The organism is Paenibacillus sp. FSL R5-0744 (assembly GCF_037972555.1).
GTDB lineage: Bacteria > Bacillota > Bacilli > Paenibacillales > Paenibacillaceae > Paenibacillus_AQ.
This window is the reverse complement of sequence record NZ_CP150228.1, coordinates 2281874-2308856: the sequence shown is the minus strand read 5'-3', so window position 1 is coordinate 2308856 and position 26983 is coordinate 2281874. Positions and strand designations below refer to the sequence as shown.

Annotated in this window: 22 protein-coding genes, 1 tRNA gene and 1 pseudogene; 5 read left to right on the top strand and 19 right to left on the bottom strand. The window is 41.9% G+C overall.

The window, feature by feature from the left end; all coding sequences use genetic code 11:
* The first annotated feature begins 209 nt into the window (after window positions 1-209).
* Window positions 210-1925, top strand: coding sequence for an ABC transporter ATP-binding protein (locus tag MKY19_RS09820; protein ID WP_339802349.1), 1716 nt, complete (start codon window positions 210-212; stop codon window positions 1923-1925).
* Between the two features lie 698 nt (window positions 1926-2623).
* Here the strand turns inward: MKY19_RS09820 and MKY19_RS09815 are convergent.
* From MKY19_RS09815 to MKY19_RS09795, 5 genes and pseudogenes are all read right to left on the bottom strand, one after another.
* A complete protein-coding gene (locus MKY19_RS09815) occupies window positions 2624-3058 on the bottom strand; it encodes a MarR family winged helix-turn-helix transcriptional regulator (protein ID WP_339802346.1) in 435 nt (144 codons plus the stop codon).
* Window positions 3059-3064: 6 nt separating this feature from the next.
* Window positions 3065-4021, bottom strand: a complete 957-nt coding sequence (locus tag MKY19_RS09810; protein ID WP_339802343.1) for a zinc-binding alcohol dehydrogenase family protein — start codon at window positions 4019-4021, stop codon at window positions 3065-3067.
* A gap of 321 nt (window positions 4022-4342) precedes the next feature.
* Window positions 4343-4636: a hypothetical protein gene (locus MKY19_RS09805; RefSeq protein WP_339270195.1), complete on the bottom strand. Its 294-nt coding sequence runs from the start codon at window positions 4634-4636 to the stop codon at window positions 4343-4345.
* Window positions 4637-4686: 50 nt separating this feature from the next.
* Window positions 4687-5091: a VOC family protein gene (locus MKY19_RS09800; RefSeq protein WP_076283207.1), complete on the bottom strand. Its 405-nt coding sequence runs from the start codon at window positions 5089-5091 to the stop codon at window positions 4687-4689.
* 73 nt (window positions 5092-5164) lie between these two features.
* A pseudogene (locus tag MKY19_RS09795) lies at window positions 5165-5452 on the bottom strand (WYL domain-containing protein); the annotation flags it as partial.
* Window positions 5453-5657: 205 nt separating this feature from the next.
* Between MKY19_RS09795 and MKY19_RS09790 the strand changes: the two are divergent.
* A complete protein-coding gene (locus tag MKY19_RS09790) occupies window positions 5658-6074 on the top strand; it encodes a hypothetical protein (RefSeq protein ID WP_339802338.1) in 417 nt (138 codons plus the stop codon).
* Between the two features lie 151 nt (window positions 6075-6225).
* On the opposite strand, the gene MKY19_RS09785 is transcribed toward MKY19_RS09790, so the two are convergent.
* The 5 genes from MKY19_RS09785 to MKY19_RS09765 all read right to left on the bottom strand — a co-directional run bounded on the left by MKY19_RS09785 (window position 6226) and on the right by MKY19_RS09765 (window position 8535).
* Complete coding sequence (locus MKY19_RS09785) at window positions 6226-7455, bottom strand: stalk domain-containing protein (RefSeq protein ID WP_339802336.1); 1230 nt, start codon at window positions 7453-7455, stop codon at window positions 6226-6228.
* Window position 7456: 1 nt separating this feature from the next.
* Window positions 7457-7648, bottom strand: a complete 192-nt coding sequence (locus MKY19_RS09780; protein ID WP_143759320.1) for a hypothetical protein — start codon at window positions 7646-7648, stop codon at window positions 7457-7459.
* A 248-nt stretch (window positions 7649-7896) separates the two neighbouring features.
* Entirely contained in the window at window positions 7897-8124 is a 228-nt protein-coding gene (locus MKY19_RS09775; RefSeq protein ID WP_339802331.1) for a hypothetical protein, read from the bottom strand.
* Window positions 8121-8249 carry a hypothetical protein gene (locus MKY19_RS09770; protein WP_339270188.1) on the bottom strand — a complete coding sequence of 43 codons (129 nt, stop codon included), beginning with the start codon at window positions 8247-8249 and terminating at the stop codon, window positions 8121-8123. The genes MKY19_RS09775 and MKY19_RS09770 overlap by 4 nt, the downstream gene beginning before the upstream one ends.
* A gap of 22 nt (window positions 8250-8271) precedes the next feature.
* Entirely contained in the window at window positions 8272-8535 is a 264-nt protein-coding gene (locus MKY19_RS09765) for a DUF2834 domain-containing protein (RefSeq protein WP_339804252.1), read from the bottom strand.
* A gap of 520 nt (window positions 8536-9055) precedes the next feature.
* Between MKY19_RS09765 and MKY19_RS09760 the strand changes: the two genes are divergently transcribed.
* Together MKY19_RS09760 and MKY19_RS09755 are read left to right on the top strand one after the other, a co-directional pair.
* Window positions 9056-9142: transfer RNA gene (locus MKY19_RS09760), tRNA-OTHER, on the top strand.
* A gap of 387 nt (window positions 9143-9529) precedes the next feature.
* Window positions 9530-15475, top strand: a complete 5946-nt coding sequence (locus MKY19_RS09755) for an S-layer homology domain-containing protein (protein ID WP_339802328.1) — start codon at window positions 9530-9532, stop codon at window positions 15473-15475.
* Between the two features lie 262 nt (window positions 15476-15737).
* Here MKY19_RS09755 and MKY19_RS09750 read toward each other — a convergent pair whose 3' ends face one another.
* The 7 genes from MKY19_RS09750 to MKY19_RS09720 all read right to left on the bottom strand — a co-directional run bounded on the left by MKY19_RS09750 (window position 15738) and on the right by MKY19_RS09720 (window position 21915).
* The gene (locus MKY19_RS09750; protein ID WP_076298564.1) at window positions 15738-16178 is read right to left on the bottom strand and encodes a GNAT family N-acetyltransferase; all 441 of its coding nucleotides are present in this window, start codon (window positions 16176-16178) and stop codon (window positions 15738-15740) included.
* 545 nt (window positions 16179-16723) lie between these two features.
* Entirely contained in the window at window positions 16724-17401 is a 678-nt protein-coding gene (locus MKY19_RS09745) for a hypothetical protein (protein WP_339802324.1), read from the bottom strand.
* A 287-nt stretch (window positions 17402-17688) separates the two neighbouring features.
* Window positions 17689-18129, bottom strand: a complete 441-nt coding sequence (locus tag MKY19_RS09740; protein WP_339802322.1) for a hypothetical protein — start codon at window positions 18127-18129, stop codon at window positions 17689-17691.
* On the bottom strand, window positions 18129-18416 hold the full coding sequence (locus MKY19_RS09735; RefSeq protein ID WP_076283215.1) for a hypothetical protein: 288 nt from the start codon (window positions 18414-18416) through the stop codon (window positions 18129-18131). Before MKY19_RS09735 ends, MKY19_RS09740 begins: the two co-directional genes overlap by 1 nt.
* Window positions 18417-18421: 5 nt before the next feature.
* On the bottom strand, window positions 18422-18847 hold the full coding sequence (locus MKY19_RS09730; RefSeq protein ID WP_256721575.1) for a glucosaminidase domain-containing protein: 426 nt from the start codon (window positions 18845-18847) through the stop codon (window positions 18422-18424).
* 883 nt (window positions 18848-19730) lie between these two features.
* Window positions 19731-21176, bottom strand: a complete 1446-nt coding sequence (locus MKY19_RS09725) for a DEAD/DEAH box helicase (protein WP_339270180.1) — start codon at window positions 21174-21176, stop codon at window positions 19731-19733.
* 85 nt (window positions 21177-21261) lie between these two features.
* Window positions 21262-21915: an HD domain-containing protein gene (locus MKY19_RS09720; protein WP_339802319.1), complete on the bottom strand. Its 654-nt coding sequence runs from the start codon at window positions 21913-21915 to the stop codon at window positions 21262-21264.
* Between the two features lie 352 nt (window positions 21916-22267).
* Here MKY19_RS09720 and MKY19_RS09715 point away from each other — a divergent pair, with 352 nt between their 5' ends.
* Window positions 22268-23548: a histidine--tRNA ligase gene (locus tag MKY19_RS09715; RefSeq protein WP_339802316.1), complete on the top strand. Its 1281-nt coding sequence runs from the start codon at window positions 22268-22270 to the stop codon at window positions 23546-23548.
* Window positions 23549-23698: 150 nt separating this feature from the next.
* On the opposite strand, the gene MKY19_RS09710 is transcribed toward MKY19_RS09715, so the two are convergent.
* Together MKY19_RS09710 and MKY19_RS09705 are read right to left on the bottom strand one after the other, a co-directional pair.
* Entirely contained in the window at window positions 23699-25732 is a 2034-nt protein-coding gene (locus MKY19_RS09710; RefSeq protein ID WP_339802312.1) for a methyl-accepting chemotaxis protein, read from the bottom strand.
* A gap of 209 nt (window positions 25733-25941) precedes the next feature.
* Window positions 25942-26973 (bottom strand): bile acid:sodium symporter family protein, encoded by a 1032-nt coding sequence (locus MKY19_RS09705; protein ID WP_339802309.1) that lies wholly within the window; start codon window positions 26971-26973, stop codon window positions 25942-25944.
* Between the last annotated feature and the right edge of the window lie 10 nt (window positions 26974-26983).

Sequence of the window (26983 nt, the reverse complement as noted above, 5' to 3'; positions counted from 1 at the left end):
GAGCGATTACGCCAGAAATATAAAAATGTTTATTACATGGCATTAAGACCTATCATCCACTATTATTATAAAAGTTACAAGCCTTAAGTAATTTTATAACCCTATTATTGACAAAATCGAATGACATCTTTAGTATCCATATAATCAAGACAATTGAGAATCAATTTCATTCGATCTCCTACATATTCCTATAGAAAAGAGTGAACAGAATGCTTCGAAGTTTTTTTTCCTACTATCGTCCGTATAAAAAACTATTTATATTGGACTTCTCCTGCGCTGTTTTTGCAGGTCTTCTAGAACTAGCTTTTCCGGTAGCTGTCAATAAATTTATTGATGATTTGCTCCCGGGTCAAGATTGGCCGCTAATTCTTATTGCGTGTGTCGCGCTCCTAGCTATTTACGCCTTGAATACAGTTATGCAGTATATCGTTACATACTGGGGGCATATGCTTGGCATTAATATCGAGACCGATATGCGTAAAAAAATGTTCGATCATATCCAGAAACTGTCCTTCCGCTTTTTTGATAATAATAAAACAGGTCACCTCATCGGGCGAATCACCAACGATTTAAATGATATCGGCGAGGTGGCGCATCACGGTCCTGAGGATATATTTATCGCCATCATGACACTTGTCGGTGCTTTCCTCCTTATGGCTGATATTAATCTGAAGCTGGCCATTATTACTTTTATTATCGTTCCAATTATGGCTTGGGTGATCATTTACTTCGGACGCAACATGACTTCCACCTACCGCCAGCTTTTTGGAAATGTAGGTAGTTTCAATGCCCGTATCGAAGATAATGTCGGTGGTATCCGGGTTGTTCAATCTTTTGCCAATGAGCAGCATGAACAAGAGCTATTCGCAGTAGATAACCAAATGTTCCGTAAAACTAAGCTTCTCGCTTATAAAATCATGGCCAAAAGCTTATCCGTCAGCTATATGATGACACGCCTCATTACGATCCTTGTGATGATCAGCGGCGCTTGGTTCTTCATCAATGGCGAGTTGCAAATCGGTGAGTTTGTGGCATTTATTCTGTTGTCCAATATCTTTTTCCGTCCGATCGAGAAGATCAATGCCGTTATCGAGAGTTATCCAAAAGGAATTGCCGGCTTTAAACGTTATCTAGAAATTATTGATACGGAGCCAGATATCAGCGATAAGCCGGATGCCGTAGAGGTAAGTACTTTACACGGTGATATTACCTTCCAGAATGTCTTTTTCGGATACGACGAAGACCGTCCGGTTCTACAAAATATCAGCCTAAAAGTTAAGGCTGGCGAAACGATTGCCTTTGTTGGACCTTCTGGCGCAGGCAAAACAACTATTTGCAGCCTGCTCCCTCGTTTCTATGATGTCACAGGCGGGGCTATCACCATAGATGGCATTGATATCCGTGACATGAAGCTGGAGTCGTTACGTAAGCAGATCGGGATCGTACAGCAGGATGTGTTCCTGTTCTCGGGTACGATTCGTGAAAACATCGCCTACGGAAAGCTGGATGCGAAGCTGCCCGAAATCTGGGAAGCTGCTCGGCGTGCCCATCTGGAAGATCTCATTCAGAATCTTCCAGATGGCATGGATACGGTGATCGGCGAGCGCGGTGTGAAGCTGTCCGGTGGACAGAAGCAGCGCCTAGCGATCGCCCGCATGTTCCTGAAGAATCCGCCGATCCTGATTCTGGATGAAGCTACTTCCGCACTGGATACAGAAACGGAAGCAGCGATTCAGCAATCGCTGGCGGATCTGTCCGTGGGTAGAACCACACTCGTCATCGCCCACCGATTGACGACGATAAAGAATGCCGACCGGATCATGGTCGTGAACGAAGAAGGCATCGCCGAGCAAGGCCGCCATGAAGAGTTAGTCCATGCCGGTGGCATATACAGCCGGCTGCATCAGGCACAGTATAACGCTTAGGGACGTTATCTGGAGCTTCTGTAGAATAATTGATTCAGCTACTGAGATTTTCAAGAATAACAAGCCTAGTCTCCACGTTATTGGCGACTAGGCTTGTTTTTTCGTGCTTCTCATCTATTTCCAGCATGAGAGGCTGCACACGACATGAGTCGGGTCCTGTGACCTAGGTACCTACTATCATTTTTAACATCGCTGCTTCTACATTGACGTTCTTTCATGACCACGACCAAAATGTACATGCTCTAATGAGTGAAGTATCTGTGTCCCAATAATTATTATACACTCTATAAAAAAGTTCACCCGGATGTAGAATGAGCTTTTTTTAGTTTCAGGAGAGCTGAATATACGAATCTTCAAAACCCAACAAGACTTCATTACGCTGCCCCCAGCTAGCCTCTTCCCTTCCCAACTCCGAGACGTAACCGTACAGGCAATCGTCTCTTTGTACTAGACAGATACGGCCACTAGGCTTGCTGTAAACACAGGCTCCTGTGAGTTTTTCTTCAAAAAACTTGCCTCTACTTGTGATACGGTTCACCGTAACAGGGCTAACGGCGAAAAATGCGAAAGGAGCTGCCGTGGCAGCTCCTTTCTTGGTCGTAGAGAAACGTCTATTGAACTTATGAGTTTGGATGATTAAACAACACAACACAAGAGTCGCATTCGAACATGGAGAGAAAAAGTTGCAACAACAGTACTCAGTCGAACTTTTGCAACGATTCGAATAAACGCTTTAAATTATTTAATAATGCGTTTTTTTCATCCCAAGTCCAATCAGCTAAAGCTTCATGCATATTGCGCTCACGGGCGAGGTTAATCATTGTATTGATTTCCTCCCCGTATTTTGTCAATTCAGACACACGAATTCGAGAGTCTGAACTTGATGGATAAGTATAAACCAACCCGGCGGTCTCTACCTTATCGATTTGCCGACTAACACTCGAATAGTTTTTCCCCATCATAGCAGCCAAATCACCAACACTAGTCAGTTGGAGATGCTCGATACCAACAAAGACGCGAAAGGCTGCTGCCTCCAAATTTACACCAGCATCAGCAATCATTTTCTTATCACGGTCTGGCCGATTGATAATGGAAACTAAATCAATTAGCGCTTTAAAAATTTCATTCTCCATTTCTTTTTATCGCACCTTTACTACTGGACGTGGTGTAAGCGGAGCATTCCAAGCCTCTTCGATATTTTCTAGAGCAAACTCTGTTGTGTCAATCTTTATCTTCCCCTCGGCGGCCATCTCAAAAACACCTTGAACAGCGGATAACATATCAGCTTTAGAAACACTCTTATCTCCACTACCTACCAGTTCAATTGTTGATGAGCGTAAAATAGATGAAGGTAAATTTATGTTTTCTTGTCCAGATGAAGTTCCAATGCTTACAAAGCGGGTTACACGATCCGTATTATTCTTAGAAAGAGCTGCCATGATGGCAAATGCGCTATCACCCCAAAGGTAATCCAATATAACATCAACACCTTCAGCAATAACTGGCATTAGGCCGTTTTCAAACATTTTTTGTCCGTAGTCAGCTGTCATATTAAATGCAATGGCCTCATCGGCTCCAAGTGAATGTAGCTTCGATTCATTGCGTCCCGTTACAATGATTTTCTTGGCCCCAAGGCCCTTAGCAATCTGAACTGCTAAGCTACCGGATGCCCCAGTGGCGCCGTTAATCAAAACCGTTTGGCCGGATTTGAAGCCAGCCCGAAATACCAATGCAGCCCATGACGACATAGCTGGGTTGGCAATAGCGGCAGCAGTGAGATCATCAATACCATCTGGTAAACGGACAACTAGCTTCTCGTTGACAACGGTTTGCTCAGCCAAACTACCATACGGTGCCGTTGGCAGTGCAAAGTAAACTCGAGACCCATCTTCCAAAGTTCCAACACCGTCAATACCAGCTACAATTGGAAAATTAACTTCTGATGAGTAGTGCTTACCCATTGAACGGAACTTGCTAACTCGACTCAAGGCTGTTGCCGAAACGTTAATTATAACTTGCCCACCTGTCGCAACAGGGGAATCAAAATGACCCATTACGGGAATGGTCCCCTTCTTCTTCACTATTGCTGCCTTCATAGTTATTACACCCAGCTCTCATTCGAAATTATGTGCATCGCACAAATTATGTGCACAATGCACATTTTATTTCGAACCATTCCTTGATGAATATACTGAGGTCAAAGGGTTAGCTAAATTCGTGCTTCACCGTCGCCAATTGGACACGGTCTTTCAGCTGGACTATCCATATGCAAGGCAGGTCGGTCTTTCTGCATCCAGACTAATTAAGCAATAACTTGCCGTTACTTATGATACTGTTCACCGCGCTGTCTGTAACGGCAAATTTTAAGGCCATTCTTATGGTATGACCTTAAAAGGCGTTTACGATAAGCTCAACCATTAGCTCATCGCCGTAACGCTGCTGGCCTTCTTCGCATCTCTTTCCTCGTGTCCAAGACCGCGCTTGAAAATCGGCAAAGATCTGAAGCTGCACACCGCGGCCGTCCAGTCGTTCCCTGTTGAACTGATTATGGAGGCAAAATCATGGAAGACAATCTCGTACACAACAGGTTGACCGTCAATGGCTGGAGCAGGTGCTGCGGCAGCAGAGCAAGTCTGTCTCCGATGTGTTCTATGCCGTGAGAGGTACGCAAAATTAGTTATATTTTGACTACTATCAGGACCACATGACAAACCTATTAATTAGCTACGACCTCGACATGACCCTCATGAAGATCAGTTAATCAATGCCTGCCACTAAACCGTTTAATCGCTTCCTCGGTCACCGGCTCGAAGAGGTTTACAAGGTTGCCGTCGGGATCACGGAACAGCATAGAACGGTTTCCCCACGGCATCGTGGTCGGTTCTTTTACCCAATCATAGACAATTGGCTTCAAGCGTGCATATTCGGCTTCGACATCGTCGACGCGGAACTCGATGATGACAGTGTGATTGCTCGCTGCCACTACGGAACCAGCGCCGAATAGCTGCGCCGTTTGGGAGTGGCCGATTGCCAGGGTACATGCTGGCATAACGAGTTCGGCAAAAACAGGCGCGGGGTGCACCGCCGAAACACCCAGAACTTTTTCATAGAACTCGACGAGACGATTCACATCGTCGGTAATGATGCGTACAGAAGCAAAATTCACAAAATACCATCCTCTCTATACTCCTTTATGTTTACATACCCGATAATAAAACAACGCTACTGACAGCGTTATGTCAGTAGCGTTCTGAAATTTTTCGGGCTTCCTCACGAATCTTATTCCGGAATGATTCAGGCTCCAATACGATTACACCCGCTCCCCAGCCGAGCACCCATTGCAGTAATTCATCCAGTTGGCGTACGCGTAAAACCACATCTAATCCAGCTTGATGCTCTTTCATTTCTTCAATGTAATGATAGTTGGATTCCTTCACCTTATCTGCGAGATCATGATTACATCGAAGATGAACTCGCAAGTGGCGATCATCCGGAGGGGTATACTCTCTTAAGTCAAAATGCACAGGAAGCTCGAATCGCGATTACGCCTGTTTCTTCATTTGAAACAAACGAGGGATAACGAAGCTGATTGACAAGCGGAAGGGGCTTTTCCTTTGTCAGAGAAAGCCCCGAAATTGAATCACAGGCTTACCTTCGTCATTTGATGTAATAAGCTAACCATATATTTCCGATACAATTTATATCTGAATATGAAAGGTTGGGTTGTTTTATATGGCGAACGGATCAAATGAAATAAAAACACTTGATGTTACACAAGTTCTTGACCTAGCTAGTAATAAACATATTATCGACGCATTTGTAACTGATGAGAACAATGAGCAAGAAGTGGTTGTAGCAATAGTTGCTAGGATACGGATTGCTAATATTAAAAACAAGCAAGGTTGGAATGCAACTGTTGTAGATGCAAAAAGAAGTCGCTTTTATGACAGTGTAGAAACTAATACAGAACCTACAAACCGCGTGGCATCAAACGCTGTAAATCTACACACATCTTCAGGAATTTTCTATGGTTCCTATAAAGGATATAATGTTAGAAAGCAACGAGACTATGTCAAGAAGAATGGTAAAAAATTGTTGGAACGATATCAACAGTTCTACTCTGAACCAGTCACCCCTAAAGATCAATAATTTGTTGTAGACAGTTGCTTAACTATCCTCGTTAAAGAGTCCTATTCAAAAATAGAGCCAGACATTCTCCCAAAGAGAATGGCCCGACTCTATATCTGTTAAGATGTGTTTCTATTACCAAAGGTTCAACTTCACCTCATGCAACCTTGTATTAGGATAGCCGATGAATCGACCATACTATATCCGTACTGAAACCAAGGGTTAGACCGTCAGCTTCGTAATATAATCCAACTTCCTCACCTGCTTGCAGCTCTACATCACCGGATAGCGTCACCGTCGCACTACTTAGTACGGTCCTTATAGTTAAAATTAACGCTATATTGACGTCCAAGATAGGCATATAACCTTTTATTAAATCAGTGCTGCCATTCTTCTTTACGGTAAAAAATGGATCAATGCCACTTCCTAAGCTTATACTAACTGGAACGTTAGTCTTATAGTTAACAGTTGCATGTATAGCATACTTGCCAGTGGCTGGTGCCGTAAATATCCCTGTAGCAGGATTAAATGCAGGGCTTGCGTAATAAGGGGACGCCTCACTCCAATTCGTAAATAGCGTGCTACTAGCGATTGAGTATGTCGTACCCGTAACAGAAAATCCTTCCGAGGTAAAAGAAGTCCCCGCTGGCCCTGGATCTCCTTGTGGTCCCGCCGGTCCTGCTGGGCCTTGTGCTCCCGCTGGCCCTGAATCTCCTTGTGGTCCCGCCGGTCCTGCTGGGCCTTGTGCTCCCGCTGGCCCCGGATCTCCTTGTGATCCCGCCGGTCCTGCTGGGCCTTGTGCTCCCGCTGGCCCCGGATCTCCTTGTGATCCCGCCGGTCCTGCTGGGCCTTGTGCTCCCGCTGGCCCAGTCGCTCCGGTATCGCCTTTATCACCCTTGACTCCATTGCCTTTAGAATTCTGCGATTCTTGGTCAACCGATGGCTGAGTACTGATGGTGATGGTTTTCATGGTGGAATTCCATACTACTTTTGCACCGAATAATTCGGCAATAAAACGTACCGGTACCATAACCCGGTTCTGAATGATCTTAGCAGGTTGATCGAGCGTGACCTTCTCCTCTACATCACCGACTTTAATGCTGGCGGTCGGGTCGCCTATAATCAGCGTACCCGATGCATCTCCTTTAAAAACCGCTATTGTTTGTGTAGAACTGTTCCAGTTAAGAGACACGCCGAGCAAGTCTTCAAGGACCCTCAAAGGCATAAGCGCGGTTCCTTTATGGACAACGGGTTCGACGTCACTCGGGATTACGCTATCATTAACGATAATAGAAATCTCGGCCACTTGGCCGACCGGAGCCGCCTGAGCAACAGGGACCACAAACAACGTCATTACAAGCACAAGTACAATAGATAATTGCAGTCTTTTTATTTTTTTCACTTTACTTTCCCCCATATTTAGTCAATTCGAAGTAGATACCAGCACCTAAATAATTACGAACAGCATTCAATTGTTCGGCGGTTGCAATCTGATAGGGATCACCTTCAAGTCCCGTTCCTCCAGCAAAGCTCACTGCCGCATATGCCTTACCTTCATCTGTCGCGAACAATCCGGGTATACCACTTAGCACCACTAGCTAGATCTATTATAATGGAACTAATTGTATTTAATAGTGACCGCTGTCATCAGTATTGTCACATGACAAATTAATTTAGTAGTCATTTACCGAAGCCGACAACGGAGATTGTGCGAAGATTCATACTCAAAAGCATAATAATTCGCCCTACTTATGATAAGGTTCTCCACTCAGTCTGTACCGGCAAGCTTTCATACTAAAACAGATTATAGTAGACAACCCTTCAATTCATTTGCAGGAAGCCTTTAGCCTGGTACCGCTGGTACGTCAACTTCAACATCAGGCCCATCGTTTACGATGTACACTACTAAAGAACCATTAAGTTCTATTGTCGGACGTTTCGTTTCCCAATCTTCTAAACGCAGCTTTAATTCTGTTGATGACTCTGAAAAAAGAGTAAGGGGAGATGCCTCAATCTGAGCAAGCAAACGCCCCACGCTATCTGTTTCAATAATGAATTGAAAGGTGATCATGTGTTGGAGAACGTTTTGAAGTCTACGATCCATGCCTCTGCATCCGAGATTACATTCTTTGCTGCGTCGATGGAAGTATGACGTTCAAGAAATGCCGAACATTTTAAACTGATTCGTTTAACCATGTTTCCGTTCCCATCTTTGATGCTATTTTAGAATGTTTTTCTCCAAGTGTAATTGTCGAAGAAACAAAAACAAGGGAAGACCCAGTGAAGGACCTACCAGTAGCGTACCTGCAATCGGCAGCCATAAATATTTCATTTTCTTTCTGGTGCCTTCTAATAGAATAAATCCCATAAGCACGATCGCGGTAACTAAAACATCCATCCATGCAAAAGCTCCGATACGCGTACTGGTTATGGCTTCAAATAGGAGAGACAAATCGAGGCCGTTGCGCACGACCCAAGGGATGAATTGCGATTAGGGCAAGACGAGTCCCAAAAAAGATAATACTCCGTAAAAGCACTTCATTTATAACCCTCCATTATTTTGTAATTTGCAACTCCAAAAAGCTCGCAAAAGTCCGTTTGCTCCATCTTCGCTGCTGCGCGTGACCGCTCTTCAACCCATATCCTTCAAGGCTCCGTTCCAAGCCCTCAGCGCGATTTTCCAAAAAAACTTGCCCCTACTTATGGTACGGTTCACCGTGCTGTCTGTAACGGCAAGTTTTAGGGCCATTACTCTGGCAACCAGCGCAACTGACTTAGAGACGTATAAGCGAAAGAACTATTGAAAACTTTGGTCAACCCTATAGTTTTTTGACTACTTTCTATTGTTTGTACAGTAGTCTTAAAATCCACGTATTTGCTAGAATGTAACTAATGAATTTTTGAAACCGCTTTCATTTGGCGTGATGGGCAAGATGTATGTGCAATGGTTTAGTGCCTTCAGTTGCTCTCGCGAGTTCAAATCTTGTTTTGTCCTCCATTATGGGTGAAGTGGCAGAGTGGTTGATTGCAGAGGGGAATCCCTTGTGGTACGGCAGTATCACCGAGAGTTCGAATCTCTCCTTTACCCAACTTAATAAGGTAAGGTGACAGAGTGGTCTAGAGTACTTGCTTGGAACGCATCTGTGGCTGTGAAGAGCCGCTTGAGGATTCGAACCTCTCGCCCTTCACCATAGCTTACTAGTTTGGTTCAGAGACCGAATGATTTGCTTATGTACAGATATTCTAAGGTTTATTGCACTCGAAGCCCACTAGATAATATCTCATAAAGGGGTTGATACAAACACTCAGAAGGCGGTACTAGGTAAGATGTTGGGATATGAATACGTCCCACGAAGTCTAGTCATTTGCTTTGATTAGCGTATAGGATGAAGAATTAAATAGTGTCTCTCAACTCCTAATAGGAGTAAATAGCAGCACGAAATCTTCAAAAAATACACAAAGTAGGAGATAATCAGATGAAAAAACCTCTTATTAAGAAAGCGTTGAGCTGTGTTCTTGTTGGCTCCACTCTTTCTACTGTTTTGATTACAGGGCAACCAGTACAAGCTGCCTTGGGGTATTGGCCTGAACCATTGCCGATATCAAATGAGTACTATTTGCATAATGAAACATTGCAGCCTTATGGGGCAGCATTCCAAATCGACGAATTGAAAAATTGGACTCCTGATAATGACCCCGATGCCCGATATAATCGGAGTGCTGTTCCTCTGGCAAAAAGGTGGATGGGACCATCCGTCAATCCTAATGCATCACGCGATGCAAGAATAATCCCTCTTAGTGGTACAAGTGCACGTGCAAGCCAATCACCGTCACAGGGTGGCGATGGCGCTTACACATATGCAATGACAAATTTCCAATACGTTGATATCAACAATTATTGGGGAGGCTCGTCAGCTGAGGGGCCAATTGCTATACCGACACCAGAGCATATAGACTCTGCACATAGAAACGGTGTAAAGGCAACTGGAACTATTTTCATCCCTTGGGGTGACAGTGCATATGGTGGTAAGTTTATTGATCAGTTGGTGGAACAGGACGCTAAAGGTAATTTTGTTGCTGCCGATAAATTAGTTGAAATTGCTCAGTATTATGGATTTGATGGTTTTACCATTAATCAAGAATCAAGTTCAAGTCCAGAGAGCATGGCAAAACTTAAAGAGATGCTCGCATATATTCAGGAGAAGAAGCCAGATAACTTTACTATGGCTTGGTATAACGGGAAAGGTCAATTAGGTGAATCTGACGTTAAAAATTGGATGCAAGATGGGGATACACGCTTAAATAACGACTGGTGGCTTGACATGAGCTGGAGAAATATTAATGCTTCAATTAAGTCAGTCGTAGACGCTGGTAGAAGCCCTTTTGATATCCATGCGACATGGGAGAACTTCCCTTATACCGACAAAGGTGCTGATGTTACTAATCTAATTGGTCCCGATGGGAAATTAAAAACATCTCTCGGTATTCTAGGGCCTAACGCAACACTCATTAGCTCTAAGAGTATCGATGATTTTATGAACCATGAAGACCTACGTTTGTGGACAGGTCCAGCATTCGATCCTAGAGATAAAACACGTACTCTCGGTGTTTTTCCTGGATTTTCAAATCTTGTTGCAGACCAAACACCAATTATAGGAAATGAATTTGCAACAAATTTCACAGTTGGTAACGGTAAGAAATTCTATGAAGACGGTATTGTTACTGGTAAGGAAAAGGGTTGGTATAACCGTTCACTAACGGATATAACACCAACTTGGCGTTGGATTGTTGATAGTAAAGGTTCTAAGCTAGCTCCTAATTTTGATTATGAAGATGCTTGGTGGGGAGGATCATCGTTAAAGTTATCAGGTAATCTAGACGCAAATCAAGCAAATCACATAAAGCTATACAGCTCACAGTTAGAGATCACTGATAATAGTAAGATAAGCATCACATATAAAACACCTGCTTCAGATGTCGATGTGTATGTTGGTTTATGCTTTGGCGATACTTATGACGATAGTAATTTCGAATTCTACCCTGTTCCAGCTGGTACAGAGAAGAATGGTTGGATAACCTCTACTATCGACCTATCAAAACACGATAAAAAAGCAATTGCGATATCATTGAAAATAAATGCAAATGAGGATGTTAAGGACTATTCTATAAATATCGGAAGACTTGCATTTACAACAAATGAAGCTGCTCCTGCAGCAACATCTGCAATTACACTTGATGATTCAATATATGTAAATGATACAACAGCAGAAGCAAGAATATATTGGGATAAATCTGCCAAAGCGTCACTATACACCATCCATCGCGTATACGCTGATGGGACAAAAGAATTCATTGGCGCAACACCAAGTGATGCTTTTTATTTAGGTAGATTTGTAAGAGACAATGAAGAAGCACAGACTACTTTCGAAATTACATCATACAGCGCTAATGGAACAGTTGGCGGGGTAAAAACATTCAATTTCAACTGGCCAGCTGTTACGGGTGGTTTCGAAGTAGCGCAAGTAGAAGGTACTAATATTGCGTTGAACGTCCCGGTCGTTGATGATGGCTCTTTTGACCCTGGGGGCAAGGTTGACAAAATTAACGATGGTGTTATTCCAAACAGTAAATGGGCTTCAGGTAAAACAATTGCATCTGCTTACTTCGACTTGGGCAAAGATATGGATATTAGCCGTTGGGTTGTTAAGCATGCTAACGTTGCCGGTGCAGGTGAGGGCGTAGATTTTAATACCGACACGTTTGATTTACAGTATGCGAAAGATGATAGACAACCTATTTTAGATCCTAATGACCCTACTAGTAAGCAGAGAGTTATAAAATTAAATTACACAAAAGTCGATGAGGTAATCGGAAACCGTCAAGACGTTACCGACCGTGTACTTGATACTCCTATTACAGCACGTTATATTAGGCTTCACGTTACAAAAAGTGATAACTGTCCTTGGCATGCAATTCGTATCTATGAATTTGAATTGTATGAGAATCCTTATGTCCCTCATTCCACAGCCTTGCTAGACCGCAATGTAACAGTGAAAAATAATGTTGGAGCAACTGATTCTGTAGTTTTAGACAATGTTGCAATGCCTATCGGATCAGGGGGAACGGTTGCAGATGATACAGGTATCGTGAAAATCTATGACAGCCTGAAGTCTGACCAACCAATTGCAGAGGTAAAAGCTACACAACCAAACAATAAATACAAGCAGCTTAATCGTGGAGTGGCTTCTTTTGAGAATTTAACATTAATTCCTGAAGGCGGCAGATTGTATTACACAACTAATGTAAATGGAGTGGTGAGCTTACGTTCTAGTATTGAATATGCGCCTGAAGTTGGAACGGAAATTAAGCTACCAACATCAATTAAGCTGGAGCATTCTTTAATGGGTAACCAAACACGTAGTAAGTACGGTGTGTTTACCTTAGAAGGATTAGATGTTGGGACTTCTATGAAGATTTATGAAACTGCTGATTCACAATCACCTATTTTACATTCACAGCAAGTAGAAGAAGGCCAAGATTTCATTAGGCAGGCAAGAGTTCCGTTGTCCAAAGATGGTGGCACGCTGTATTATGAACTGAAACAATATGGGAAACCTAACTCAGGACGACTAGAATATACTTATGATCCTACTAATGAGCTTTATGTTGACCAAGCTTCTTTGAAGGATTTAGTCAATCGTTATAGTAATTTGCATGAAGCCAATTATGTTCCCGCTACATGGGGGCCATTCTCAATAGCTTTAAACGCTATTAAAGCAGCACTATCAACAGCAGTTACAGCGAGTGACGCAGAAGGATATAGAGCTGCATTAGAAGAATCGGCCTTAGCACTTCGTAGTATTGGAAATATTCAAAGACTTAAAGAAGTCTGTAACGAATATGAAAAAACATACACTGAAGATCAATATACAGCTGATAGCTTTAAACTCTTTAGTGATGTTTTAGAAAAAACTAAAGGTATTATCAGTGGAGTAGAATCTTCTACAATAGCTGTAACAAAGACTGAACTTGAAAAGTTAAGGTTTGATCTTGATAATGTGGTAAGTCGTTTGGTAGAGGGTGGAGACCACGTAGTTGATTCTGTAACCATAACCCCTAACGATGTGGATGGAAAGATCGGAACTACACTAACATTTAAAGCTAAAGTCGCAGGTAATGCTGGTGATACCGTTATTTGGGATGTGTACGGTAACTCAAGTCAATATACTACCATCAGTGACGGGGTACTCCGTGTTGCTGCTGACGAAGAAATTGGTGGTGTACTGACAGTTAAAGCAACTTCAACGTTTGATACAACAAAATCAGGAATAGCACAAGTGTTAGTAGTAAATGAACTACTTCCAAAAGTAATCAGTGTTACAATCCCTGACCAAGTTGACTTCGTTGAGGCTGGTAAGATTCAGCAATTCACTGCTAATGTGGCAGTAAAAAATGACGCATCAACATCCGTTACATGGGCTGTTTATGGTGCTGAAAATGTCGATACTAAAATTTTCAACGGATTGCTGATGGTTAACGAAAATGAAACAGCAGATCAGCTTACAATTAGAGCAACATCTGAAGTTGATTCGACGAAGTTTGCTGATAAAACGATTAGAGTAGTAAAAGATACAGATGAACCTTACACGATTACAGTTGGTGTTATGACTAATGGTTCAGTAACATCAGATCTATCGACAGCAAAACCAAGTCAAACTGTAAAATTGACAGTAACACCTGATGCTGGATATCAACTAAAAACAGGTTCTCTGAAAGTAAATGGCAATGTGATACTCGAAGATACATTTACAATGCCAGCTCAAGATGTAATAATTACTGCTGAATTTGAGAAGATTCCTGGAATAGAGCTTGTAAGCATTCAAGCACCGACAGCGATAACCGGATTGCCTAACGGAACTCTAAAGACAATCGCTGATCTTAAGCTACCTGCTACCGTTGTATTAGTAACTAATAACGGAAAAATGAATGCAGTTGTAGCTTGGGATGTGAATTCTGCTGATTACGATCCTTCAGTCAAGACAGAACAAACGTTTACAGTAAATGGCGAAGTAATATTGCCTTCTGACTTGGTAAATACCAATAGTATTTCATTGAAAGTAAGTATCGGAGTTACCGTATTAAAGAAACAAGTGGTTTCACCTCCAGTTGTCCAACCTCCATCAGGTGGTGGTGAAGTTACAACAAAGCCCGTTCCCGTTTATGAGACAACTGTTTCTCAAGGCAAGGTAACAACTGTAACTTCTGTGAAAACTACAGATGAAAATGGAATAGCAGTTACTACAGTACCTGGCAAACTGATTGATGATGCTATCACAACAGCTGTATCAAAAGCTGCTGATCAAGGTGTAAATACTGAAGTAGCAATTAAACTGGATGTGGACGCTCCATCAAATGCTAAAGCAGTCAAAGTTACATTATCAAATGAATCCTTGATGAAATTCACATCTAATACGGCGGTTACCTTAACAATATCTACGCCAATCGGAACAATGACATTTGGTCGAAATGCGATATCAAGCATCTCCGATCAAGCAACAGGAACTGTTACCATTACTGCTACGAAGATGGAACCATCAACATTAGATGCTGATTATCAGCACAAAGTTGGAGATAGACCCGTTGTGAATTTCGATATTACTAGCGGTGACAAGACGATATCGGAGTTTAGTGGAAACATAACAGTAACAATACCTTATGCACTTAAGTCCGATGAGAAGCCAATTGCAGTTGTAGCTTACCATATCAATACTGCTGGCCAACTTAATGTGGTGAAAAATGGTGTGTATGATGTGACAACCCAAACACTAACATTCAGTGTACCTCATTTCTCGCAATATGCTGTAGGGTACAACAATATTGAATTTACCGATGTTGCAGCCAACGCTTGGTACAATGATGCCGTAAGCTATTTAGCAGCAAGAGACATAACCAATGGATTAGGTAATGGGAACTTTGGTCCTGAAACAAAAGTTTCCCGCGCACAATCTCTGGTAATGATAATGAAAGCTTTTGGTATCAATCCAGATCAAAACTCTGAAAACAACTTCGGTGACGCTGGAAACACGTACTATACTGGGTATCTAGCAGCGGCAAAGCGGTTGGGTATAACAGATGGTGCGGGCAATAACATGTTTGCACCTGAAAAAGAAGTTACACGACAGGAAATGTTTGTATTGACATATAATACGCTTAAGAGCATTAATGCATTGCCGACCGGAACTACTCCAAATGAACTGAAAGACTTTAAAGATAGTGATACAGTATCTGCTTATGCAACTGCTGCCATGACATACTTTGTGAATAATGGAGTTATATCTGGATTAAACGGTAACCTCTTACCAGTAGATAAAGCAACCAGAGCGGAATTTGCTCAGACACTCTACAATATTATGACAAAGTAAATTGCAATGACTAACAGAATAGACTAATACAAGCTATGACAAGCACACCTAATCTTAATTGTGAAGGTGTGCTTGTTTTCGTTTGCTAGTACTTGACGCTAACGTATATACGGGGTCTCTCTCTAAAACCTTATGTAATCTCTTAATTACTAGCTTTTTCATAAATTTCGACATTACTTGTGATAGGGTTCTCCGCGCTAGCTGAAACTGCAAGTTTTAGGGCCATCCCTTGCGGAATGGCCCTTTGCTAGATAGCAGCACGTTACGCCAAGTGCATAAAAATAGTCTCCATTGCCCCCCAAGGTGCCTCTTTCTCATCTACCTTCTTGAAACCATATTTTTCGTACAAATTAACATGATCACTAACAAGGTATACTTTATCGAATTCAAGTTCCTTAGCGTATGCCAAGGCAGATAAAATCAACTTTTCACTTAATCGATCGCCTCTGTACTGCTCTCCCACAAACACAAACCCGATATAAGGTGTATAGGAAACATCAGGTATGCAGTCTGTTTTTGCTAAAGTGCAATAGCCAGCAATACGATCACCATCTAATGCTGCAAAAACTCTTTCCCAGTCTGAAAAATGGAATTCTTTCATTTGTTTAGCTAAAGTAGTTCCTGCTTTCCATGAACAATTCAGCGCATACTCAGCAACGACTTGCCATAACTTATCGCTAGAATTAAGCGATTCTATTTGCATAAATACTCCCTTTCTTATAGGCAACTAGTCGCTAAATTACCTTTTTTCTTTTATTTTACTAGTCGCTCTCCGTTATCCAAACAAGCGTTCCGTTCTTATTCATAACTGTACAGTATAACACTTGATATGAACTAACATGGTAAAATATGATTATATTTAAACACAACTTCCTGTAAGCCTAAAACTGATTCAAGCAAACTTTAATACATATAGGGAGCCAGATGACTCATCCTTCTGTGAACCAAAAAAGCTCTCAACAGCCTGTTGTTTCCGACTTGCCTAATACGTAGCCAATCCCAAACCCATACCCTGCAAAGCGCCCTACCAAGCCTACTTCCAGATTTCCCGATAAAACTTGCAGTCACTTATGGTACGGTTCACCCTGATTTATCTTCACCGCGGTACATCTGTTCCAAGCTCTAAGTGAATGAACCATAACATAATTCACATCAGTTGTATGGTTGTTATTAAGCAGATTGCGGGGACCATTTATACAGCACGTTCTCTCATACACTTTCGTCCTGCATAATAACCATAAATAAATATCATACAAAGACGAGGATGCCTCTGAACCATGCGTCAGTAAAAACCATCAATGATGGCATCCCAAGTGCAAATATTAACAATAAAATCCAGTTTATATAGGAGCGTTGGAATCGTCTTTTAAGAAAACCTTCAGAAATAATATTATATAGAACCATAAGGTAGGACAATGAAGCGAAAATCAAGGAAATCAAGAAAATTTGTTCCGTTACTGTCGCGGCGCTATCAATTAAAGCGATGAGCAGTATAAGTAATAACAAAAATACAAAATTAAAGTAGGTATAAATAAAAGGAATTCCAAAAGGTGCAATCTTCGTTTTTATGTAGTATTCAACACTTGCGGCTATATTTTTATCACTCTTGAATATTACTGGATCAACTTGTTTAAATTTCAAACTATAGATTTCCTTTTCTATATCTTTATGTAATTCAAGCAACATCTCCCTTTTTAAAGACTCATTAGTTGTCTCTTTAAACTTAATGAATAATTTTAGTAAATCATAAGGAAGGAGCGAAGAGGCTTTAGATATCTTTTCAGCTACTGTAAAAAGGTCACTTTTTTCATTGAGGTATTTATATATTCCAAATTCAATGTCAGAGTAGATATCAAGAGCCTTATCTACCCGTTGTTGATTAGATTTACTGTTTTCAAGAAAGATGCTTCTTAGCTCCTTATACATCCAAAAAAACTAATACTGTAACTATAATTGATATTGCAGCGGGTGTTGAATCAGGAAATAAGGTTCTTAAAAACTCGATAAAATAACTCATTAAATCACTCCTTTTATTTACAATTACGCTTGATATATCATTTAGTTCCGTTGATACCATACCGACTAAAAGAGCGTATTTTAATATTCCACTATTTTATTGAAAGGTATCGACTAACAAAAAAAGCCTTCTTTCGAAGGCGGTGTAATTAAATTCTTTCTGCTATTAGGATTAAACGCTATTTCAAATTGCTACACTACGCGGAAGCGGAACTGCCCCACTTCACATCAAACAGATGATGTAGCGTAGGATATAACGGTGTATCAGCTTGACGGTCTTCCTGCAAGAGTAAGTAAAGGTCCAGCTTCGTATTATCTTCACCATTAAGTGTGCGACTGTTCATCATGCGAAGCAATAACTGATGCACGCAGTTCATTGTTGCTGGATGTTCCGGATCCGTCCAGTTGCGATTGCTTTGAAAGAAAACATCCTCGTATCTGTGTAGGATAATCCAGCACAACTCGGTCTGTTGGTCCGAATCTAATGATTCTGGGAATAACAAAGCTCGAAAAAGGGATGCATCATCCATGTTGTGGCCGGCCATAGACAACCAGGATTGAATTTCTTGGAAAGTAATCTCGAAATTGACCATGAGGTAAGTATCACTGAACTGCAGATTAACCAATTGTGTATTCATTAATAGGTCCCCTTTATATAGTCTACGTTCATCACATAAAATTCTCGTTCATTGGATGCATAAATGGTTACTCTAATTGCTTCTGGGATGTCTTTTATCTCAATGATTGGAGCTTGCGCTTCAGATGAGAGTACCACACGATCGTAATTTTCAAAATTAATTATTGGGTTTCCGGTTGTGGGATCGTTTATGGTTTCATAAACGGTATAATACTTACCGTCCATACGTTTTTCTTGATGGGTTTTAACTGCCGGCCCACCATAATATTGACTAATCCCAAAGGTCACAGTAATTAAACTACCAGCCCCACCGTCCCCACTGCCTCCTCCAACAAACCCGATATCAGTAAAGGGTTGGCCGTTGCGGGGTCAATCCCTTGATTCATATCTAGCGAAGCTAAGTTTTGTTTTCGGATAATCGATTTCAGTTTGTTGGCATACTGACTATCCGTCGCATAACCAGCTCTTTGGAGTTCGTTAGCAAACTCATAAGGATTTTCTTTGGATAATGCGAAACGATAACGGCTGTTTTTAAGTAGGAAATCCGAATGGTCAGCAAAAGATCCTGCTACGCTAGAGTAGCTCCGGAATTTTGAAGTCGTGGGCACACGTACGCCATCCACTTCTTCATGTGTTCTTGCCAAGCAATAATCACCTTTATATGATTTATTCGCTTTAATACCAAACAAATTATAATTGCATACTGCGTTTTTTCCTATGGATTCGTGGGAATGAAATTTAGGGAAATCCTCCCCAATTTCATCGATATTACGGTCCTGATTTCAACAATTAGGGAATTTCTCCCTTTAAATTCACCTAATTAGCTCATAACAGCGGATTTCAGGCGATTTATAGGGAGGTTTTCCCTATAAATCAAACAAAAACACAATCTAAACACTCGCCCAAGCACAAACTATTTTCATCTACACCCAATTCGATAATTACTCCTCCCAAAACTAAGTTTCTTTACGATAGAGCCTCACCGTTTCCTTCAGGGTATCAAACGACCAACCTCATCCATCCCTTAGCATAATTAGAAACTTTTCCATGGTTGGATACCCAAGTAGCTAACAGGAAAAAGATAACTAAGCTCTATCTGAGGAAAATCAAATTCAATGAATCCAGGATTCCCAAATTTTTTCCCTTGGTATTCTTTTAAATAAAATAGAATTCTCATACTAGGTAAAGTACTAATGACTAACCATGCAATGTTGTACCTTAGCTTCCTCGTCTTTAAAGCCATCTTGCAAGAAATATATGTAAGAAATATTGGCGCTGAATACATTAAGAACATCTGCCTTACTATTCCTTCATCCCACTCCTCAGTATTCAGCTTCAAAAAATAGATAGTTATAAAATGCAAAAATACAACCATTAGAACTTGCAGAATCGCTGGAATTCTAACGTTCTTAAATTCACTTTCACTATACCACCTCTTTATTTAGTAACAGTTCTGAATACCGATAGATTAATCCTCTATTTTCAATCTGTAAAAAACAAATAAAAAAGGAGCCGCGTAAAGAACACGACTCCCTCTTAATTAAACCGCATCAATAGCGGCACTTATGAATGGTGATTAGCGATAAACTGCTGTTCACGTACTTATTTCTTCGCAATATGCACTTTAAGCTGCTTGCCCTTCACCGTCGTCTCTCTCATCGCTTGCAGTACCATTGCACCTTTACCGTTCAAAATATCCACGTAGGTCACATTGTCCTGAATCGAGATAATACCGATATCTTCTGCAGATATACCCTCAAGCTTTGCGATTGTGCCGACAAAGTCCACGGCTCTTAGCTTCTTTTTCTTGCCGCCGTTGAAGTACAGCTTCATGATCTCTTTGTTCAAGCTTTCGCTTTTGTCCTTCTTGCGGACAGGCTGCTTGTTAATCTTCTGCTCGAATGCTTCCTTCGCGTAAGCAACGGCATCATCCGAAGGAGCTTTCATAGGTGGGATGCTAAAGCCAATATAGCCTTCAATGTCCTTCACCCACTTTTGCTCATTTGGAGTGACAAAAGTGATCGCTTTGCCTGTCTTACCTGCACGAGCAGTTCTGCCTGTACGGTGCACGTAGCTTTCTTTTTCCAGTGGAATATCGTAATTAATCACGTGAGTGATGTTCTCGATATCAATGCCTCTTGCCGCTACATCGGTAGCGATTAGATAACGGAACTGCCCTCTTTTAAAAGCATTCATGACCTCAAAACGCTCGTCCTGCTCCATTCCCCCGTGGATCTTATCACAGGGATATTCCAAATCAGCCAGCCCTCTAAATACCGCATTCACCTGTTCTTGTGTACGGCAAAAGATAATGCAGCTATCCGGATTCTCCACCGTAATAATATCGCTCAGTAGCGAGAACTTAGCAGCTTGTCTCACTTCGATCAACGCATGTTCAATTGTAGCGGTTGTAATTCCACTTGCTTGTATCTCAATTTCCGTTGGATCGCTCATATATTTCCGGCACAAATTCTTAATCACTTCCGGTAATGTAGCGGAGAAAACACAAGTCACCCGTTCTTTTGGCAGCTGCTTAATGATCTTTTCGATCTGTTCAATGAACCCCATGCTCAGCATTTCGTCTGCTTCATCGATGATCAAATACTTGATCCGATTTAGCGGAAGCGTGCCTCTTTCAATATGGTCGAACACACGTCCAGGCGTACCTACGACAACATGTGTTTTTTGAGTAAGTTCAATTTTTTGTGGAGCAAAAGGCTGCTTACCGAAAAGAGCCACGGCCTTAACCCGTTTAAATCGTCCAATATTGGTGATATCCTCTTTCACTTGCATGGCAAGCTCCCGAGTAGGCGTTAGAATCAAAGCCTGCGGCTTATTCTCCACCCAATCCACCAAATCACAGACGGGGATTCCGTAAGCTGCCGTCTTTCCGCTACCCGTTTGCGATTTAACGATCAGATCCTTTTGCTGAAGAGCTACAGGGATCACTTTGCTTTGAACTTCTGTTGGCGTCTCATATTTCAGGACATCCAGCGCTTTAATAATGTCTTCGTTTAACTCATAATCTCTAAATTGCAATTCACTCATCGTTCAACCTCTTCTATGCCGATTGTTCTGGTTAAAGCGGAAACTCCGCGATCCTTCATCTTGTGCATACTTATCATTATAACAGCTATTGGCTCCCTTGATTCCATTCCTTATAGAACTGGTCCAGATAATTAAGCATAAAATCATGCCGTTCTTCTGCTAACTTGCTTCCATAGGTTGTATTCATCAGGAATTTTAATTTTAATAACTTCTCATAAAAATGATTGATAGCCGTTCCTTTGCTGTAATCCCTGTACTCCTTTTGAAGCGATTCATCTCTTGGAGACACTTCTGGATCATAAGCTGGACGACCTTTCGCCCCTGAGAAAATAAAGGTTCTGGCAATGCCAATCGCACCAAGCGCATCAAGTCGATCGGCATCTTGAACCACTTGGCCTTCAAGCGTCTGCATCGGTTCTCCCCCGCCACCACTAAAGGACATCGTCTCAATAATCATCATAATATGATTAATTTGTTGCTCATCTGTAAGGTTTGAAGAAAGCCAAGTACGTACTTTAAGCAAACCTTCTTCTTTAGACGGATTAAGCTTCTCGTCAGCAACATCATGCAGCAAGGCGGCCATCGTGCAAACAAATACATCTGCGCTCTCGATCTGGGCAATTTCAGCGGCGGTGTTGCGCACTCTATCGCAATGCCACCAGTCATGACCCGTAGTATCTTGTCCAAGTTGTTCTTTAACAAAATCTTCGGTTCGAGCTATAATTAAAGATTCATTCATCGTAGAAAAACTCCCTTTCCTTAAGGAATATCGAAGCCCTATTATAGCTGATAACTTGTCCATTCGCCCACAAGAAATCGAACAAATATAAATTCTTGCTTGCACGACTCCAAATGATCGGCTATAATCGGCAGTAATCAAAATTTCGAAGGGAATTGGTTCTGATGGATACAAATACAATCATGCTGAATCAACTTCATTATTATCACAAACAGCGTTAGCACTCCTGAATTTTTTCAGGGAGGCTAACGCTACTCGCGTTGGCCTCCCTGCGGCATAGATCACGCGCAGGACCAAGAGGTCCTGCGCGTTTTTTTATTTTCTACACTATGCCAATTCAAAGGAGCTACTAATGATGCAAAACATTAAAGGAACTTATGATTACTTCGGTCAAGAGCAAGCGCTCAGAAAGAACATTCAAAATACGCTGCAGGACTTGTTCGAGCTCTATGATTTTGAATCGATGGATACGACGTTATTAAATGAATTGGAGTTATTAACTTCAAAATATGCAGGCGGGGACGAAATTCTTAAGGAAATGTACCAACTTACAGATCAAGGCAACCGCAAGGTAGGGTTACGCTATGATCTGACCATCCCTTTTGCCAAAGTGATCGCTTTAAATCCAGGGATAGAGTTTCCCTTTAAGCGGTATGAGATCGGAAAAGTGTTCCGAGATGGACCCGTAAAACGTGGGCGTCTGCGTGAATTCCTGCAATGTGATGTCGATGTGGTCGGCATTTCCGGCCCTGAGGCTGAAGCTGAGCTAATGCAACTGGCTACCGAAGCTTTCCGCAAGCTGGACATTCCTATCATTCTAAAATGGAACAATCGACGTTTTCTCGGTGAGATTCTAGAGTCCATCGGCGTACCTGCGGAAGAGCAACTATCCGTTATGCTTACCCTTGATAAACTTGAGAAAATCAACATTAGTGGAGTGGAGAACGAGTTGATTAGCAAGGGGCTAGAACGTGCAACCATCGCAGCGATTCTAGCGCTTATCGAAATGGACAATCCAAGCTTTGAGCAGTTATGCGACAAATACAATCTCACAACACAACCGGGTGCGTCAGAGGTTTTCATCCTACAAAATCTAATCCAAGACATTGGACTACAGGAGACTTGCCGCTTCGATCCTTTCTTATCCCGAGGTCTTTCATTCTACACAGGAACAGTTTACGAGATCTTTGATGCATCTGGTTCCTTTGCCTCAAGCTTGGGTGGCGGAGGCAGATATGACGCGATTATCGGACAGCTAGTGGGCAGAGAGGATATTCAATATCCTACGGTGGGGTTGTCTTTTGGTATGGAGTCAATCATGGCGCTCCTAGCAGAACGACCTATCCAAGAAAATAGAGCAGCAAATGTTATGGTCATTCCCATTGGTGAGACACTACCACAAGCTTTAATTGCAGCAGCCGAGCTGCGTGCCTGTTCTATAAGAACCACTCTCGTATCCGGTAAAAGAAAATTAAAAAAGCAGCTCGCCACAGCTTCATCCAAAAACATCCGTTACGTTATACTGATCGGCGAAAGCGAATCAAGTGTTGATAAGGTACGTTTGAAAGATATGGTGGAACAAACAGAGGTTATCGTTCCGCTGGATGAAGCTATTTACCTCATCACTGGCTAAGCTGGTGTTCGCTTATAAAGATTCACATAAAAAAAGACCCCGCCGACGGCCGGCGGGGCAAAGTTTATATTTAAGGGAGGTTATATATGTACTATAACCTTGCAAGCTTAATATTTTATGAATGACGGATAAAGATTCCCTTAATCCTACTTAGATCTTAAACCGATCTACCAGCCCCTGTAGCTCCTTGGCACTTTGGGTATTCTCGTCAGCCACCGTAACTTCATGGAATGTCTTCTCAACGATATCAGCCGTCTTCACCGCAATATCCTGAATCCCAATAGCCCCCTCATTTACTGTAGCAGCCACTTCATTGACCGCTATAGAAATACTAGAAACAGCCATACTTAGATGATCAGCCGCGGTCTCAAATTGATTCATCAGCAAATTCACTGTTGTAGCATCTCTGTTATATTGCTGACTTACCTCCGTTAACCGCTCATAGTCTCCAAGAACATTCTGGTCAATAAAAGCTAGTAACGCCTCTGAATTTTCCTTCATTAGTTCAACAGAAGCATAAACTCCTGAAACGACTCCTTGAATCCCAGCCGCAGTCTCTGACGATTTCTCAGCCAACTTGCGGATTTCACCAGCTACAACAGCAAATCCTCTACCTGCCTCACCTGCTCTAGCCGCTTCGATCGCTGCATTCAAAGCAAGCAGATTGGTCTGACTAGTAATCGATAGAATCGTATCCGCCAGTACATTAATCTCTGAGATCGCATTCGACTGTTCAATTGCTTTTTCCATATCGATACGAACAGATTCATACACTCGCTTCGCATTATCCGTAGACTCTATCGCCTCATCTTGTAACACCATTGCCCGCTCACTGATCTGCTTGGAAACTTCAGCGCCTTCCTTCACATTACTGGAGATCTCGGACACATTAATATCAATTTCAGTTATCGCTGCCGTCATCTCTTGTGTTGAAGCTGCTGTCTCCTCCATCCCTGCCGATAGCTGCTGTGTTGTTGCCGAATTATCATGAGCATTCTCCCGTACATCTATAGACAGCTTTTCAAGAGTCTCCGCATTATCAAGCACCTTGGTCGAGATCATGATTAGACTACCCGCCATATCACGAAGAATAACCCGTGTTTGGAGCATCGCTATGGCTATCGTACCTGTTTCATCTTTGTTTTTCGTCAGATACTCGTACTGGGAGTCATACGTCAGATTCAACTCTGCCGTTCTATTTATCAACTCTGTCAGTTTAGCAATCGGTGAAGAGATTTTTTGAGCAAAATATAAAGCAATCAACAATGCAATAATCAAACTTCCTGCACCCAGAAACAGATTAAAGCTTCTCATCTCATTCACAGGTTTTACAATTTCATCTAAATTTGCGGTTATTCCAAGCAACCAGTGGGTCTCAGGCATAACGGTATAGGCTGATTTTTTATCCACATCATTATATGTATAGCTAAGCAGGCTATCTTCTACTTTTTCACCAGATTTCACACGCTTCACCACAGCCATGATCTGATCATTGGCAACAGGTTGTCCTACTTGCTTCTTATCCGGATGATACAGTGTATTCCCATTCTCATCGAGAAGATAAGCATACGAAGTCGTTGTATTTACTACTTTTGCATCTGCTAAATACTTAATCATACTATCTGCGGAAACCGCTGAAGCTACATATCCAATCATCTTCCCGTTACTCTTAACCGGATGTACAAATCCTACCACATAAGCCCCAGTAGATTTCGATTTCAGTGTTTCGCTAATTACCGGCGCCGCAGTCTCCATTACTTTCTTCGTATAATTTCTATCACTGAAATCCGTACCTATAAGCTTAATATCACTGTCAGCCACAGCGATGCCATTCATATCACTGACAAAAGCATGTTCGAGGTTCCCAGCATCCTTCACAATTCCCTGAAGGCTGATATTTACCTCATTCTGTAGCTTACTCCCCTTGGCGACGCCACCATTCCCTGCTTGGAGTAATAATTCGACAATTTCCGACCTTCCCGCAATAAGTTCAATACTTCTCTGCTCCTTCGAAATCATAGCCGATATGGTCTGAGCTTTATTCGTATTGACCTGCTTCATAGAATTCTCAGTAAGGCTCACAATGGCCTGAGTTGACCTTAAATATGTAAAAACCCCCATTACTGCAATACATAATAGGGTCACACCTATCATCATAAGTGATAGTTTAAGACGAATCTTCATTTTCCCTCATCCTTCCGACTACTGTTCATTAGAGAACAATGCAATTGTAAATAATACAACTACTATCGGATATGATGATAAATTAGTGAATATTGATGAAGCGAAAATACGGAAAATATCAAAAAATGTCGAATTTTTGCATATAAATGCAGAAAAAACTAGTTCTACTAGTTCGGTGATCTTCTTTACACTAGTTATTAAGACCTGTTTTATTTCTGAAATGAAATAGGCGGTTCTGACTGGGATGCTGGAGAAACTTGCGTAATTGCACCATCTGTTAAAGGGTGTTTAGTTCTGCTACGTAAAAACAGACCAGACATTGCAGCGAGAATTTGCTGGAATAACATTCCTGAAATCACAGGGAGTGCAACAGCTGGAGGAAAATATTTTACTGCGAGCACAGCTCCTGCGCTTAAATTACGCATGCCGGAATTAAATTGTACGGCCACAGAATCTTCGTAGCTAAAGCGGAAATGGCGCGATACCAATGCTCCGATTACATATCCGAGAACTACGGTTACGAAGGTTACGCCAATAATAATCGCTAATTTACTATCCGGGTGTTTCAGATAACGGGCAATGCTAGCACCATTAATAGAAACGACCATGAACAACCCAACCTTTACAAATGGGGAAAGCGGAGGTCCACATACCGTATTCACCTTGCCTTTTGTCCATTGATTCAGAAGCATCCCGACCACCGAAGGAATGACAACCATCCATAGGAGCCCTTTCATCATTTCCCCAAGCTGAATCTCCACACTCGCTCCCATGAGCAAATACAAGGTACCCGGAACGACAATCGGTGACAAGAGCGTATCGATCAGAATAAGCGCCAAAGTTAGTGCAATGTTTCCGCCGTATATGGATACCCACACCACGCTAACGACACCCGTTGGGATCGCAAACAATAGTACAAATCCTGTCACTGTGTAAGGATCTCCCGGAAAAACAGCACTTGCAACGAGCCAGCCAATGAGCGGCATCACAATATGAAGAATAATCATCAACACGATCAACTTCTGTGGTTTCAGCAATACGCCCAGCAGATCCTTGAGATTGGATTTCAAGCTTCCGATCAATGTCATAAAGGCGAATATCCATGGGACGAGACCTGTGAATGGTAGCAGTCTGCTTTCATTAAGCACACCAACCACGATGGCAGTAGGTGTTAATAATGGCATGATTTTTTCGAGAACAACATTGGATTTGATGAGTCCATTTCTTATATTCGTAAGCATGTGTCGCACA